Consider the following 14364-nt stretch of genomic DNA (forward strand, 5'->3'; position numbering starts at 1 on the left):
TTTCCGCTTTTTTATATCTTGGCCCCGCAAAATTGGCTTTGCTTAGCCTACTCATCGAATGAATTCCGACGCATCCATCCAATCACCCCTCGATTTAGCCGCTATCACCCGCGATATGGTTACCATTGCCACCGATGCCGGGGCCTTTCTGCTTCAGGAACGCAGCAAATTTCAGCGGGAAGCCATTGAATACAAAGGCGTCAATGATCTGGTGTCTTATGTCGATAAGGAAACGGAAAAACAACTGGTTATCCGGTTGAAACAGGCACTCCCACAGGCTGGCTTTATCACCGAAGAAGGAACAACCGGTCAGGAGGCCGACCAAACGGCTCTCAACTGGATCATCGACCCGCTCGACGGCACGACGAATTTTATCCACGGGCTGCCCGTCTTTTCGGTCAGCATTGGCCTGGCGCAGGGCAAAACGCCCATTGCCGGTGTCATCTATGATCCCAACAGGAACGAATGTTTTTCGGCCTGGCAGGGTGGGGGGGCGTACTGCAATGGCAGCAAAATTTCCGTCTCTCCGGCAACGCAACTAGGGGATAGTCTGATCGCTACCGGGTTCCCGTACTACAGCTTCGACAAGATGCCGCAGTATCTGCAAATTCTGGAAGCATTGATGCCAAAAACGCACGGCCTGCGTCGATGGGGTTCCGCGGCTATCGATCTGGCCTACGTCGCCTGCGGACGATTCGAGGCTTTTTACGAATACAACCTTCACGCGTGGGATATGGCCGCTGGCGTTTTACTCGTCCGGGAAGCGGGCGGAATCGTAACCGATTTTGACGGGGGGGACGAATTCCTGTTCCGGGGCGATGTTATCGCGGGCTCGGGTATGCAACCTGAATTGTTAAGTGTCATTCAGACGTATTGGCAGTAAGAATGGTGCTTATGCTTGTACTTAAAAAAACACCATCCGACACACAAGCGAATCGGATACCGTAAAAGATATGCAGGATCAGGACGTATACAACCTTCGTTACCCCATCGGCGATTTTGCCTACGGGAGCGTCTTCACGTCGGAACAGACAAAGGGGCATGTATCAACCATTGCCGGGATGCCGGTCAAACTAACCGAACTCGTCGGTACGTGGAGCGATGATCGGCTCGACACACCCTATCGGCCCGACTGCTGGACAGTCCGGCAGGTGGTACACCACGTTGTCGATAGCCATATGAATGCGTACGTGCGCGTAAAACTGGCGTTGACAGAAAACAACCCGACAATCTCGCCTTACGAAGAGGGCGAATGGGCTAAACTACCGGATTATGCCCTTGATATTACCCCATCACTGGTCATACTGAAGAACCTTCATCTGCGCTGGGTAGCTGTGCTGGAATCGCTCACCGACGACCAGCTGAAACGGACGTATTTTCATCCTGGTAGTCAGCGCCTGTTCCCACTATCGGAAGTGATCGGCATGTATGCGTGGCACGGCGAACACCACTATCAGCACGTTTATCAACTCGCCGTCCGGAACGGTTGGCTATAAAATGATGTTGATCCGTAAGACATGGGGTGCTGGCTATACGATGTCGGACATAGAGTATTGAACAACAGGTGCTAACTGTATAAAATTCAGCCTCCTACAGCCGCCATCCAATGGCCAACCGTTGATCTAAACAGTCATGCAGGAACTGATCATTTTTCTGGTATTTGCCGTCGCGCTGGGCTATCTGGGGAGCCGGGCCTATAAGAGCTTCTTTAAAAAACAGGCTGGTTGCGGCAAAGGCTGTGGGTGTACTACTGACGCTAAGAAGAGCACTCTAACTACCTAGAAACGAATATCTGTTTACTTAGGTAACATTTTTGTAATCCGGTGGTTTGTTGTTGCAGTGAACGCGAAACGAATCATCGGATTTTTGGTTGTACTGGCGGTGCTGTACGCATCCGTAAGTTGTAAGCATGTTCGTCCCAAACCACCCGTCACCCAGGATTTTGAGCCGCCCATTCCTGATCCGATCTCGTATGTTGCGGGCGATATAACGTTCAAAATCGCTGATCTTGAGCGGAAAATAAACAAATCACTTGGGGTTGTTCTTGTGCCCGAAGAGACGTTCGAAGGCAAAAAAGGAGAAGCCTGGCACTTGCGCGTCGAACGAACCGGGCCCGTAAAAATCAACTACGCAAACCGGCAGGTGTCATTCTCCGCCCCCCTTCAGGTCTGGTACACCAATCCGATCGGGCTGAGTAAAAAACGTAAGAGTCGTCGGCTCTGTTCGCTGTCTGTCAACTTCGTGAGTCCGCTTTCCATTGCATCTAATTGGCGGTTATCAACGCGGTCGCGGTTCGAGAATTACCAATGGATACAACAGCCGACCGTGCGACTGCTGGGCGTAAAAATTGGAGTGACGAAATTGGCCGAAAGTATGCTCAACAAGCGAAAAGCCGACATCGAAGCCGCCATTGACAATGCGGTGCATAGTGAGCTACGGCTCGACCGGCATATAAGCAAGATTTGGCGGGATATGCAAAAGCCGTTACGCATTGCCAAAAAGCCCGAAGAAATCTGGATTGTTCCCAAGCCGTTCAGTATTGCCGCTGCCCCGGTTTTTGGCGATAGCAAACGCATTACCGTACCCCTGCAAATTGCGTTTCGGGTCGATACCAAAGTCGGAGCCATGCCTGTAGTCACGGAGCTGGAACGATTACCCCGCTTGTTGAGACGGGCCAAAATGCCGGAAGCGTCACGTCTGGCCGTAAGAGCATTCATTCCGTACGAAGATGCCAACCGGATCTTAGCCAAAGCCCTGGATAATCAGAACCTCAAGCTACCTGGTGGGAAAGTCAAGATCAAACGGGCTACGATTTATGGCGGTGGCCGGTCACTGATTGTGAAAACGGAAGTAGCCGGATCGGTCAACGGAACGTTGTATTTCCACGGACAACCCAGCTACGACACGCTGAACAATACATTGCAGGTCAAGTACCTTGACTTCGACGTAGACACGAAGGAGCGTCTGTTCGCTACTGCCGACTGGTTGTTGCACGACCACCTGCGCGATACGCTTCAGTCGGTGATGGTTGTACCGCTTCGGCACGAGATTTCTGAACTCCCTAAAAAGATCGAAACGGCTTTCGCCCAAGGAGAAGCCGGACGAAAAACGTCGCTTGATATCAATGCCTTTCGGTTGGTGCCGCAGCGGGTTGTTGTCCGTCCGGATGGGGTTCAACTGCTAATTAAAGTGGAGTCTAAAATAGCCGTTAAGGTCCGGAAGTTATAGTTCGTTTAACTTGGTTTCCAGCGCCACAGGTACAGGCTGGCTGTTGTCCGGTAAGGCCGCCAAGCGTCGGTAATCTGGTGTAACACCTTGTATAGGGCTTTTCCCGTGAGCCCATCCGTTTGTTCCGGGTAAGCCAGCATCATGCGCTGACGTATCACTAGGTCATCAATTGGAAATACGTCGGGCCGATCGAGTACGAACATCAACATCATCTCCACGGTCCAGCGACCAACCCCTTTAATCGGCAGCAGGTACGCGACAATCTCGTCGTCGGTCATTGCATCAAGACGCGCCCGATCAAAAGCCGAAACGCCATCCGACTGGTTGAGTGAAAACTCCGCGACACTCTGCAAATACTTTATTTTCTGAAACGAGAGTCCCGCACTGCGTAATTCGTCCGTAGTTTTCAGCAGCAGAGCTTCCGGATGAGGATAGCCATCAGGAAACAGCGACCGGAACCGGGCGAAAATGGCATCGGCGGCCTTCACCGAAATCTGCTGCGAAACGATGCTTTCGAGTAACGCCAGATACACACGATCGGGCGCATCGGCGTGGGCGTTTCCTACTTTGGGCGCTGGTGTTTCCGCGATCAGGCGGGCCATGACAGGGTCCTGGGCTAAGTAATCGAGCGGTAGAAGGAAACTGGTTTCGGGTTGCATGAATGAACGGCTAATGCTACCAAGATAACCATTTTTCAGGTAAACTCATTGGCATTTTTGCTCATTACGGGCCAAATTTATAGGGGCCAGATACCCTTCATGTTATCCAGGTATTTTTGACCGGAACCTGTGTTCAACAACAAAATATGCTCGTCGGGACTGAGCCAGCCCTGGTTCAGTAATTGTTTCGTCGCGGCCCAGATTGCCCCGCCTTCCGGCGCAACGAACAGTCCTTCCGTTCGCCCCAGTTCGCGTACGCTATCCAGCATTTGTTCGTCCGATATCGCGATGGCCGTACCCTTCGATGCCGCCAGCGCCTGAAGCATCAATGATTCGCCAATCGGTCGGGGGACGGCCAGCCCATTGGCCAGCGTTGGGCGACCGACGTACTGTTTGCTGTTGACCTGCCTGCCCCAGAACGTGTCGACAACGGGGCAGCAATTGTCGGCCTGCACCGCCACCAGCCGGGGAAACGCCTGACCAGGAGCGAGCCAGCCCAGATCCCGCATCTCTTGAAACGCTTTCCAGATTCCGATCAAACCCGTTCCTCCACCGGTCGGATACATGATGACATCGGGCAATTGCCAGTCCAGCTGTTCGGCAATCTCGTAGCCCATCGTCTTTTTACCTTCGATGCGATACGGCTCTTTCAGCGTCGAGACATCGAAATAGTCGCCATTGCGGTTCATCTCCTGAACCTTGGCCGCACAATCGTTGATAAGCCCGTCAATGAGTATAACCGTTGCGCCGTAGGCCAGGCATTCTTCCCGAAACGCATCAGGTGTATGACGCGGCATGACGACAACCGCTTCCAGACCGGCGCGGGCGCAGTAGGCGGCCATAGCGACACCGGCATTACCCGCAGTCGGCACGATACAAGCTGTTTCACCATTTTCTTTCGCCTTCGAAATGGCCAGACTTAAGCCCCGCGCTTTGAACGAACCGGTTGGATTGAGGCCTTCATCTTTCAGCGTTACTTGATGAAGCGAGTAGCGTTCGGCCAGCCGGGGAAGTGAAAGTAAGGGCGTGAACCCTTCGCCTAAGGTTACCTGGTTGGCCGGATCAACAACGGGCAACACTTCGGCGTAACGCCAGAGCGATTTCGGGCGTGAGGCTAAGTCCGATTTAGAAAAACCGGCGTCCAGATCATAACGGGCCAGGAGCGGAGCCTGACAACACACAGACAACGTTTGTCGCGTGAAAGGCGAATAGGTTTGTCCGCACTGCGAACACTGTACCGATTGAAGTAGGGATGAAGTGGCGGTTATCGTCATGATCAGGTAACTTTTCGGCAAGTTGCCAGACCCCGATGGATGACGCAAACGACGTTTTGGTATGAGTTATTCCAGTTCGGAATAATAGCGCCGGGTAAATCGGATAAAAGCGTTGACCAGTTCGTTGTTTTCTGTGCCTTTCCGCTGAATAAAGTGGAACGTACGCTCAATGGTCAGGTTCTTGATGGGCACTTCCACCAAATCACCGGCAGCGAGTTCTTTTACAATAGCCCGCTTCGGTAGAAACGCCAGGCAGGTGTCAGCCAGCACAAAATTCTTGAGGGCCTCGGTGCCGCCGAGTCGAATCAGGATGCGAAGATCAGCGGGGCGGATTCCGTTTTTTTGTAATGTATCCTCAACGGTTGCCAGTGTCCCCGAACCCTGCTCCCGAACGGCCAGGGGTACCTGCGGAATTTCGTCGATGCGTAGCGTTCGGTCGCGCAGGGGGCTGTCCCGCGAGCAAACGGCCAGTACCTGGTCAGTAATGAACGGCGTATACGTTAACGTGTTAACTTGCGTCAGACTTTCAACGATACCCACATCGATTTCGTGATCGAGTAGTGCCTTCTGAATGTTGCTTGAGTTCCGGTTCAGCACCTGGACCTGCATGTTCGCATGTTGTCGCAGATAGGCTGATAATACGGGGGGCAGGACGTAAAGCGTGATGGTTGTGCTTGACCCAACTGCTAGCCGGGTTGTCGGAAGGAACGTCGCGTTAAGGGTCTGGAGTTGCTGGTGTAATTCCGTTTTTAACTGGCTGGCTTCCAGTCCTTTCTGGTACAGTAAAAGCCCCGCCTGCGTTAGACTAATGGTATTGCCGTGTCGCTCGAATAAGGCCGTTTTGTAAAAAGCCTCCAATGCCTTGACGTGTTTACTAATGGCAGACTGGCTCAGAAATAGAATCTGACTAGCTTTGGTGAAGCTAAGCCGCCGGGCAACTTCAAGGAAAATTTCGTGTTGAATCGAGAGCATAGGTGATGAAGCGGTCGGCATAGAAACGACACAACGACGGATAACGGTATAGACCGAGCCTAGGTGTTTCGTTGAGGACGATTTTTGATGAGCTCATCCGGTCCCACTGCTTCAATATCGGGTGGGCCCTCCGGGTAGTGGCGAAACGAGGATTTTTCGATTAGGTAAGGATAAGGCTTAAAGGTAATCCAGCGCAGCGGCCACTTCCGAAGCCATAACGCGCTTCTGGTCAAAGCCGCGAACCAGCCGGGCGGACGCTGATAGCCAAACGCTTCCCGCAGTCGATCATTGATCAGCGCCGAAAACGTTGGTTCCACCAGTGGGTGTAAAATGCGGGGAAACCAGCCCTGAACAATCGCCACCGTTGCATCGGCAATTCGTCGATTACTCGGTGTGTACCGAAAATGCTGTGCTTCGTACGACGCAGTGAAGGCCCGAAGGCCAGCGAGGTCATCGGGCAAATTGGTCAGGTTCATGCGAAGGCCCACTTCCCGGAAAAAATAGAAGAGAGCCCGTTCTTCTGCCGCCGTCAGTTTGCGCCAGCCGAACTGATTGAGCCAGTCAATCGGGTAAAAGACGAACGTAGCCAGCACAAACAAAAAATCAGCATTGTCGATTCGGTAATGGCTATGAATCAGGTTCATGTGGGCAATGGCCCGCATTCCTTTTTCGCTATCGTAACCCGATTCCATAAATTCCGAGATCAGTCGGCTTGTATCGTCGTAGCGTTTCTGCCCGTGTCGCTCAAATTCACCCGTCCGCGCCAGCAGACCCGATACGCGGGGGCTTGCGTAGGTATGAAACAGGGCCAGTTCAAGCGCACGCGTCATGTCGAACGGAAATTCGTAGGCCGTCAACAGATGAACCATGCGCTGATTGTCGCGAATCGGGTCCAGCGTTTGCAGTTCACGCTGTACCGCCGGATTGCGGAACAAGCCAAAGCGTTTGTTATAAATGACTGACATGGCGGGTAATAAAGGAATGGTAGTTGCTCATTTCACCTCCCCCGATTCCCTTCTTTGACAGAAAGAGAGGGGCCGGGGGTTAGGGGTACTGGCTGTACTTGGCTGCAAAGTCAGAAGGTTTGTGTTGTGTTGCAAGCTTAACGGGTTGGCGTCGGGTTGATTTGCGCCGAAACCGAGCGTTGATGCCAGTAGGGGTAAATGGGGTCCCGATGGCTGCCGGCATCCAGCTTGGCCACCTGTTCATTGGTCAAATTCCAGCCTACAGCCCCCAGATTCTGTTTTAGTTGTTCCTCATTCCGGGCACCAATGACAATCGACGAAATCGTAGGCCGCTGCAATAGCCAGTTCAACGCGATCTGCGTTACGGTCTTTCCCGTTTCAGCCGCTAACTCGTCGAGCGTGTCGATGATACCGTAGAAAAAATCGTCCGAAACAGGTGGGCCTTCGCCACCGCCCTGCGCGATCCGGGCGTTTTCGGGCATTGGCTGATTCCGGCGATACTTCCCGCTCAATCGACCCGCCGACAGGGGACTCCAGACGAGCGTGCCCACCTTCTGATCGAGGCCCAGCGGCATAAGCTCCCATTCAAATTCACGGCTCAGGAGTGAATAATGGGCCTGATGTCCCACGTAGCGCGTCCAGCCATACTTGTCCGATGCGGCCAGCGACTTCATCAAATGCCAGCCCGAAAAATTGGAACAGGCAATGTAGCGAATCTTTCCGCTTTGCACTAGGCCGTCGAGTGCATGAAGGGTTTCTTCGACGGGGGTAAGTCCATCGAAGCCGTGCATGTGGTAAATGTCGATGTGATCGGTGTTTAACCGCCGGAGACTATCTTCGCAGGCTTTGATCAGGTGATAGCGCGACGACCCCATATCGTTCGTGTCGCCTTCCATCGGGAAGGTCGCTTTGGTCGAAATGATCACTTTATCGCGCAGACCAGCGAGGGCTTTGCCCAGAATTTCTTCCGACATCCCGTTCGAGTAGACGTTGGCGGTATCGAACAGGTTTACCCCGGCATCGAGACAAAGGTTAATCAATCGGCTGGCTTCGTCTACCTGCGTGCTACCCCAGGCTTTAAAAAAAGAACCACTCCCCCCAAAGGTGCCCGTGCCAAAACTCAAAACAGGTACCCGTAATCCCGAAGCGCCTAGTTGCCTGTATTCCATAGATTGCGTTGATTCGTGAGCATGCGTGTAGGTGACCGTCCAGACGCCTTAGTAAAGCCATTGCCAAACTGACGGCTGGTCGTGTCCGTTATCCAACGCTTTTAGGCCGGATCTTGTCTTAAGTGGTCAGCATTCTTTTATCCTAAGGTAAAATGGATAACTTGCCATCGACGACAAGAACCACCGAACGCAGCTATGCAACCTTCTCAGCCTAACAATCCATTACACGGCAAGACCCTCGAAATGATCCTCAATGAATTAGTTGCTGTTTACGGCTGGGATGAGCTGGGTGATCGGATCACAATTCGCTGCTTCACCGATAATCCAAGCATCAAATCCAGCCTGACTTTTCTGCGGAAAACACCGTGGGCTCGTCAAAAAGTGGAGGAGCTTTATCAGAAAATGAAACGATGACCGGCTGGCACTACGATAAGAAGGGTAATCGGGGACTGTGCTGACGAAAGAAATAAGTCGGGTAATAGCATTGGATAAAACCTGATTCGCCGGACAAAATACGCGAGCGATCATCAGCACTGGGCGGCAGTATCGACTCTACACGCTGCATTTGGCTGTCAATGCCCTCCTGTGCAACGAGGTAATTTGCTCAGGCAGAACTCAATGTAGGTGAGTGTTAATAAAAGCAGGAACGCGAAGACGAAATACCATCATCTTCGCGTTCCGGTAGAACAAATGTCCGGCCTGCTTACGTTCTGGTAAAATACAAAACCTCCGTACGGGTGTCGTCTTTTGGGCCCGCGTAGAGCAAAAGCTGACCGTTGTCGGCCAGTTCGAAATAGGTGGCTTTTTCCAGATGCGCGTAGTACGCATTTTCGGCCTGCATAGCCTCCGGTGATCCGCCCATTTTTGTCGAGAACAGCCCATCGGTCGAAACGACTAGTCCTTTCGTTTCGTCAAGGCTAAACGAACCGCCATAGTGGTTGATAAAACTGCGACCACCCACGTCCAGCCTATCGGTATTTTCCTTTTTCAGCACCAGCGTAGCCCGGTTTTGCAGCGCAGTCGGGAGTGGATTGTTCTTGTAATTTGTCAGCACCCAGTCTCCTTCCAGCGACCCAAAACTCGACCGCATCGTTTGTAAACTGGTTGCTGGAGCAGGGCTGTCTGGATCAACAGTAGCCGTGGTGCCACACGTGAAAAAACCGAGACAGACAATTCCCGCAAACAGGTAATGTCGTGTCATTTGTAGCCTAATCATAGTTCGTTCGGTTTAGTGAATTACTAAGATTTACAGACTATAGAGAGTTAGGCTGGCTGGAATTGGTTGGAAAACTCCGGCAACTTTTTGCCGAGACATTGGCGTGATCAGCCGGTGAACCGGTTCACTAATCATCAGCTTAAAGTCTGATAGAATCCTGTTGTGGTGCTAACCAGGACGTATTAGTAAGTTGCCCGTCCACCCGAAAGATCGAAGATAAAACCGGTGGTAAAACTGGCTTCTTTTGACACGACCCATGCTGCCAAGGCGGCTACTTCGTCTACGGTTCCCAGCCGTTTCATCGGGATTTTAGCGGTCATGTACGCCAGTTGTTCAGGGGCCGTATTCTCGTTCATGGCGGTCCGTATAACAGCCGGAGCCAGCCCGTTTACGGTTATACCGGTCTCGGCGTATTCTTTACCAATGCCTTTGATCAGCCCGATCAACCCCGCTTTCATCGCCGAATACCCCGCCATCATCGGATTCCCTTCTTTCCCGGCAATTGACGCCATGTGGAGGATGCGCCCGTAATTGGTTTCTTCCATTGCCTTTATGGCGTATTTGGTCGTCAGGAAAGCGCCCCGCAGATTGATGCTGTAAACAGTATCGAAAGCGGCCACGTCGTAATCAGTAATGCGGGTATTGGTCGGACCGAGAATACCGGCGGAGTTAACCACAACATGAAGGTACCCAAACGTTTGTTTTACGGCCTCAAAGACACTGGCAACGGCCTTTTCCTGCGAAATATCGACAACGTGGCCACTTACGGCATAGCCCTGCTCCGCAAATTCGGCCACGGTGCGAGCCAATAAATCGGCATTGATGTCAGCCAGAACGACGGTTGCTCCTTCCGTAGCCAGCCGTCTGGCAATCCCCTTGCCAATGCCTTCCGCTCCGCCCGTAACGAGGGCAATCTGGTTCGTAAATCGATTCACCATGAACAAAAAGTAGCGTTAGTCGCTGCTTGATACGCCTAAAACACGAAAAGAATCCGACTCTACTGCTGATCCGCTAATTGATTCACAGCCTGGGTATTTGTAAAATTTGCAGAAACAGTTGTAGTATTTATGCCGGTCCAGCGGCTTTGTATACGCAGTGAACGATGTGCAGTGTTCATATTAATCGCGTTCAACGCTTTTAGATAAACGAATGCGTTAACTAGTAAAGCTGTCTGTGTTACATGGTTAAGCCTGTCTATTATACCTCGTTGTTCGTTGCTGGACTTTTGTGCTTGGTAAGCTTCACGACCAAGTTCGGAACGCTATTGACCGATGATCCATCACCCGCGCGAACGCCCGCCGACGAGTTGACAACGTTTCAGCTGGAACCGGGGCTATCGATTCAGCTCGTTGCGGCTGAACCTATGGTTCAGTCGCCGGTAGCGATTCAGTTCGACGCGGATGGCCGACTCTGGGTCGTCGAGATGCGCGGCTTTATGCCGACAATCGACGGTGAAGGGGAGGATAAGCCCATTGGCCGAATCTCCGTTCTCGAAGATACCAACGGTGATGGACGGATGGACGTCAGCAAGGTTTATCTCGATAGTCTGCTGATGCCGAGGGCGTTAGCGTTGGTGCCCGGTGGGGCGCTGGTCGTTGAGAATCAGGCGTTGTGGATGACGAAAGATCTGAACGGCGATCTCAAAGCCGATACAAAAACGCTGATAGACAAGGACTATGCCGGAAGTGGCTTGCCGGAACATTCGGGAAACGGTCTCTGGCGCAGCATGGACAACTGGTATTACAACGCCAAGTCCCGGTTGCGCTACCGGCTGACGGACGGGAAATGGCAGCGTGATTCGACGGAAGCACGTGGCCAGTGGGGCATCAGCCACGACGACAAAGGGCGGCTGTATTACAATTACAACTGGTCGCAGTTACACGCCGATCTGGTGCCGCCCAATTACCTGTCTGGCAATAAAAACCACACGCCTACTACGGGCATCGACTATGGCCTGACCCTCGAACGCCGTGTCTATCCGATTCGGCCAACGCCAGCCGTCAATCGCGGGTATATACCCGGAACGCTGGATAAGGAAGGTCGATTACAGGAATTTACGGCTGCGTGTTCGCCACTTTTTTACCGGGGCAACGCCCTGCCAACGGCTTACTACGGAAACGTGTTCGTTTGCGAACCAGCAGGGAACCTGATCAAGCGCAACCTTGTCGACGAAAAAGGGGTGTTGCTGAATGCGCATGATCCGCACCCCGGCGCCGAATTTCTGGCATCGACAGACGAACGGTTTCGGCCCGTTCACCTGGCTACCGGACCCGACGGAGCCTTGTACGTAGCCGATATGTACCGGGGCCTGATCCAGCATTCGGCCTACGTAACGCCTTACCTGAAAGAACAGACCCTGAGCCGCAACTTGCTTCAGCCCATCAACGCGGGTCGCATCTGGCGCATCGTTCCGGCGAACTGGACCGTGACGAAGCCCACGAAATTAGCAACGGCTTCGTCCGCTGAATTGGTTGCTCAGTTGTCGAACACCGATGGCTGGTATCGGGATATGGCGCAGCGGTTACTGGTCGAACACAATGATAAACGGGTGGAAAAATTGCTGACCGATGTGGTCCTGACAGGTACGAATAAACTGGGCCGTTTCCACGCGCTATGGACGCTCGATGGGCTCAAACTGAGCCGCCCGGATCTGTTGCTGCAACTCGTGTCGGACCCGGACCCGCTTGTGAGTAGCACGGCCCTGCGCATTCTTGAACCCTTCGCTAAGTCAGCGAAGCCCGTTCAGCAGAAGCTTGGTAAACAGTTGCTTGCTCAATGGGCGAACGCGCCTATCGAACAGGTACTACAGATGGCGTTAACGGCGAGGGTACTCGATCAAACCGATGCGCAACCCCTGCTGGCTGGTATAATTGATCGCTACGGCGAGACACCCCTGATTCGGGATGCGGTGTTGAGCAGTCTGCAAAATCAGGAGTTTGCGTTTCTGCAAAGCCTGCTGAAAGCACCGCAGTGGCAAGCGCAGAACCCGTCGAAGGAAATTTTTCTGGAGATGCTGACAACGTCGATTGTGCGGAAACGGAACACCGCTGAGTTGACGGCCTTGTTAACCAGACTCGATGCCAAAAAGCAGGCGCTGGGTTGGCAGGACAAAACGATACTGACCGGCATGTCGATCGCGGGAACGGCCCGCAAGCTGAAACCGATAAAACTGGCGTCCGCACCCGCCATTTTGACAGCTGCTACCAGTCCGATCGACTCTTCCCGGCTTAGTGCCCTGTCGTCGATGTTCGAGTGGCCGGGTCACGTTGCGGCCAAAACCAGCTCCGTCAAAAAGAGTTTGCTGAACGATGACGAGCAGAAACAATTCGCCCTGGGCCGCCAGCATTACCTAAGCACCTGCGCGGGTTGCCACGGGACCGATGGCGCTGGGCTGAATCGATTTGCTCCACCGCTTATTGGCTCCGACTGGGTGCTGGGCGACGAAAAGCGACTGGCACTGATTATCCTGCACGGCATGGAAGGACCTGTCAAGGTAGCCGGTAAAATCTATGACGCGCCGGATGTACTGCCCGTTATGCCAGCGCATTCAACGATGGATGATGGGGCCATTACCGCGATTCTGACCTACATCCGTAACGAATGGGGAAATCAGGCCGGGCCAATGGGCAAACGGGTGGTCGGTATGACCCGCGTTACGTCACAGGGGCGTGTCGTTCCCTGGACTGCCAAAGAACTGAACAAATACGTATTGGAGGCCAAGGCAACCAGTGGGAAATAAGAAAGAAGTAGTTGGTGTAAACAGCTGATTGTCATTCTGATGTACAGACGAGCGTTTTTGCAAAAGGCAACGGTTGGTGCAATGGCGCTTTCGTTGCCACAAGTGCCCGACTTTTTCAAGTCGACAGGCATGGGTATTGTCGTGCATTCGTATGCGAGTCGCTGGAATCCAAAAACGCCGAGCAGTGCCTATCCCGGTTTCGCGAACGCGCTGGATTTGCTGGATCACTGTCATCAGATTGGTGCTGGTGGGGCGCAGGTCGTGGTAAGCGACTGGACGGCAGACTTTGCCAGAAAGGTACGCGACAAACGGGAGAAGCTTGGTTTGTATCTGGAGGGCTCCATTGGGTTACCGAAAAAGCCCGACGATGTGCCAAAATTCGAGCAGGAAGTTGTTAATGCGAAAGAAGCCGGGGCGCAGGTGCTACGAACCGTATGCTCGTCCGGGCGACGGTACGAAACCTACCATTCGCCGGAAGCTTTTCAGGAATTAAAGAAGAGTGCATTGCTTTCGTTACAACTGGCCGAACCCGTACTCCGCAAGCATAGCGTCAAGCTGGGCGTCGAAAACCATAAAGACTGGCGGGCGAACGAGCTGGTTGCGCTTCTTCAGCAACTGAACAGTGAGTGGGTAGGCGTTACGCTGGACTTTGGCAACAGCATTGCCCTGCTCGAAGACCCGATGGACGTTATCCAGACGCTGATGCCGTATGTATTCACGACGCACGTAAAGGATATGGCCGTCGACGAATATGCCGACGGTTTTCTGCTCTCCGAAGTGCCGCTGGGAACGGGTATTCTGGATTTACCCGCCATTATCGAACGCTGCAAGAAACACAACCCATCGATTACGTTCAATCTGGAAATGATCACGCGGGACCCGCTGGAAATTCCCTGCCTCACCAAGGCGTACTGGGAAACGTTCGACGGCGTATCGGGTGCCGATCTGGCCAGAACACTCCAATTGGTCAGGCAGCATAAACCCAAATCAGCGTTACCGAAGATCTCGCAACTATCGGCTGATAATCGATTGGCCGCCGAAGAGGCTAATATTCTGGCTTGCCTTTCCTACAGCAAAGATCGAATCGGCCTGAAATAAAGTGGGGTCTGATGCTTATTTGTACTACTGGGAACCCGATTCAC

At 52.9% G+C, this 14364-nt stretch carries 14 protein-coding genes; 7 read left to right on the forward strand and 7 right to left on the reverse strand.

All coding sequences use genetic code 11. From position 1 onward, the window contains the following. Window positions 1–58 precede the first annotated feature (58 nt). The 4 genes from GK091_RS10835 (at window position 59) to GK091_RS10850 (ending at window position 3228) form a co-directional block, all read left to right on the forward strand. Window positions 59–883 (forward strand): inositol monophosphatase family protein, encoded by an 825-nt coding sequence (locus GK091_RS10835; protein ID WP_170312642.1) that lies wholly within the window; start codon window positions 59–61, stop codon window positions 881–883. A 70-nt stretch (window positions 884–953) separates the two neighbouring features. Next, window positions 954–1496: a YfiT family bacillithiol transferase gene (locus tag GK091_RS10840; protein WP_164037259.1), complete on the forward strand. Its 543-nt coding sequence runs from the start codon at window positions 954–956 to the stop codon at window positions 1494–1496. A 136-nt stretch (window positions 1497–1632) separates the two neighbouring features. After that, on the forward strand, window positions 1633–1782 hold the full coding sequence (locus GK091_RS10845) for a FeoB-associated Cys-rich membrane protein (RefSeq protein WP_164037262.1): 150 nt from the start codon (window positions 1633–1635) through the stop codon (window positions 1780–1782). A 57-nt stretch (window positions 1783–1839) separates the two neighbouring features. Then, on the forward strand, window positions 1840–3228 hold the full coding sequence (locus tag GK091_RS10850; protein WP_164037264.1) for a DUF4403 family protein: 1389 nt from the start codon (window positions 1840–1842) through the stop codon (window positions 3226–3228). 5 nt (window positions 3229–3233) lie between these two features. On the opposite strand, the gene GK091_RS10855 is transcribed toward GK091_RS10850, so the two are convergent. The 5 genes from GK091_RS10855 to GK091_RS10875 all read right to left on the reverse strand — a co-directional run bounded on the left by GK091_RS10855 (window position 3234) and on the right by GK091_RS10875 (window position 8267). Beyond that, window positions 3234–3887: a DNA-3-methyladenine glycosylase family protein gene (locus GK091_RS10855; RefSeq protein WP_164037266.1), complete on the reverse strand. Its 654-nt coding sequence runs from the start codon at window positions 3885–3887 to the stop codon at window positions 3234–3236. Between the two features lie 77 nt (window positions 3888–3964). Then, window positions 3965–5161, reverse strand: a complete 1197-nt coding sequence (locus GK091_RS10860; protein ID WP_164037268.1) for a threonine synthase — start codon at window positions 5159–5161, stop codon at window positions 3965–3967. 66 nt (window positions 5162–5227) lie between these two features. Continuing rightward, window positions 5228–6133, reverse strand: coding sequence for a LysR family transcriptional regulator (locus tag GK091_RS10865; protein WP_164037272.1), 906 nt, complete (start codon window positions 6131–6133; stop codon window positions 5228–5230). 59 nt (window positions 6134–6192) lie between these two features. Further along, complete coding sequence (locus tag GK091_RS10870) at window positions 6193–7098, reverse strand: oxygenase MpaB family protein (RefSeq protein WP_164037276.1); 906 nt, start codon at window positions 7096–7098, stop codon at window positions 6193–6195. 137 nt (window positions 7099–7235) lie between these two features. Continuing rightward, window positions 7236–8267 carry an aldo/keto reductase gene (locus tag GK091_RS10875; RefSeq protein ID WP_164037279.1) on the reverse strand — a complete coding sequence of 344 codons (1032 nt, stop codon included), beginning with the start codon at window positions 8265–8267 and terminating at the stop codon, window positions 7236–7238. A 195-nt stretch (window positions 8268–8462) separates the two neighbouring features. Here GK091_RS10875 and GK091_RS10880 point away from each other — a divergent pair, with 195 nt between their 5' ends. Then, the gene (locus GK091_RS10880) at window positions 8463–8681 is read left to right on the forward strand and encodes a VF530 family protein (RefSeq protein WP_164037283.1); all 219 of its coding nucleotides are present in this window, start codon (window positions 8463–8465) and stop codon (window positions 8679–8681) included. 289 nt (window positions 8682–8970) lie between these two features. Here the strand turns inward: GK091_RS10880 and GK091_RS10885 are convergent, their stop codons facing one another. Both GK091_RS10885 and GK091_RS10890 read right to left on the reverse strand, forming a co-directional pair. Further along, window positions 8971–9483 (reverse strand): META domain-containing protein, encoded by a 513-nt coding sequence (locus GK091_RS10885; RefSeq protein WP_164037286.1) that lies wholly within the window; start codon window positions 9481–9483, stop codon window positions 8971–8973. Between the two features lie 182 nt (window positions 9484–9665). Continuing rightward, window positions 9666–10421 (reverse strand): SDR family NAD(P)-dependent oxidoreductase, encoded by a 756-nt coding sequence (locus tag GK091_RS10890; RefSeq protein WP_164037291.1) that lies wholly within the window; start codon window positions 10419–10421, stop codon window positions 9666–9668. Between the two features lie 242 nt (window positions 10422–10663). On the opposite strand from GK091_RS10890, the gene GK091_RS10895 reads away from it, so the two are divergent. Together GK091_RS10895 and GK091_RS10900 are read left to right on the forward strand one after the other, a co-directional pair. Further along, window positions 10664–13222 carry a DUF7133 domain-containing protein gene (locus tag GK091_RS10895; protein WP_164037296.1) on the forward strand — a complete coding sequence of 853 codons (2559 nt, stop codon included), beginning with the start codon at window positions 10664–10666 and terminating at the stop codon, window positions 13220–13222. Window positions 13223–13261: 39 nt separating this feature from the next. Continuing rightward, window positions 13262–14320 (forward strand): sugar phosphate isomerase/epimerase family protein, encoded by a 1059-nt coding sequence (locus GK091_RS10900; RefSeq protein WP_164037298.1) that lies wholly within the window; start codon window positions 13262–13264, stop codon window positions 14318–14320. Window positions 14321–14364: the final 44 nt, after the last annotated feature.

This window comes from Spirosoma agri, assembly GCF_010747415.1.
Lineage (GTDB): Bacteria > Bacteroidota > Bacteroidia > Cytophagales > Spirosomataceae > Spirosoma > Spirosoma agri.

Excerpts from the sequence above, each read along its gene's own strand:
- GK091_RS10870 (WP_164037276.1), bottom strand. The coding sequence starts at position 7,098 with ATGTCAGTCATTTATAACAAACGCTTTGGCTTGTTCCGCAATCCGGCG.
- GK091_RS10835 (WP_170312642.1), top strand. The coding sequence starts at position 59 with ATGAATTCCGACGCATCCATCCAATCACCCCTCGATTTAGCCGCTATC.
- GK091_RS10880 (WP_164037283.1), top strand. The coding sequence starts at position 8,463 with ATGCAACCTTCTCAGCCTAACAATCCATTACACGGCAAGACCCTCGAA.
- GK091_RS10860 (WP_164037268.1), bottom strand. The coding sequence starts at position 5,161 with ATGACGATAACCGCCACTTCATCCCTACTTCAATCGGTACAGTGTTCG.
- GK091_RS10840 (WP_164037259.1), top strand. The coding sequence starts at position 954 with ATGCAGGATCAGGACGTATACAACCTTCGTTACCCCATCGGCGATTTT.
- GK091_RS10895 (WP_164037296.1), top strand. The coding sequence starts at position 10,664 with ATGGTTAAGCCTGTCTATTATACCTCGTTGTTCGTTGCTGGACTTTTG.
- GK091_RS10865 (WP_164037272.1), bottom strand. The coding sequence starts at position 6,133 with ATGCTCTCGATTCAACACGAAATTTTCCTTGAAGTTGCCCGGCGGCTT.
- GK091_RS10855 (WP_164037266.1), bottom strand. The coding sequence starts at position 3,887 with ATGCAACCCGAAACCAGTTTCCTTCTACCGCTCGATTACTTAGCCCAG.
- GK091_RS10900 (WP_164037298.1), top strand. The coding sequence starts at position 13,262 with ATGTACAGACGAGCGTTTTTGCAAAAGGCAACGGTTGGTGCAATGGCG.
- GK091_RS10845 (WP_164037262.1), top strand. The coding sequence starts at position 1,633 with ATGCAGGAACTGATCATTTTTCTGGTATTTGCCGTCGCGCTGGGCTAT.
- GK091_RS10885 (WP_164037286.1), bottom strand. The coding sequence starts at position 9,483 with ATGATTAGGCTACAAATGACACGACATTACCTGTTTGCGGGAATTGTC.
- GK091_RS10890 (WP_164037291.1), bottom strand. The coding sequence starts at position 10,421 with ATGGTGAATCGATTTACGAACCAGATTGCCCTCGTTACGGGCGGAGCG.
- GK091_RS10875 (WP_164037279.1), bottom strand. The coding sequence starts at position 8,267 with ATGGAATACAGGCAACTAGGCGCTTCGGGATTACGGGTACCTGTTTTG.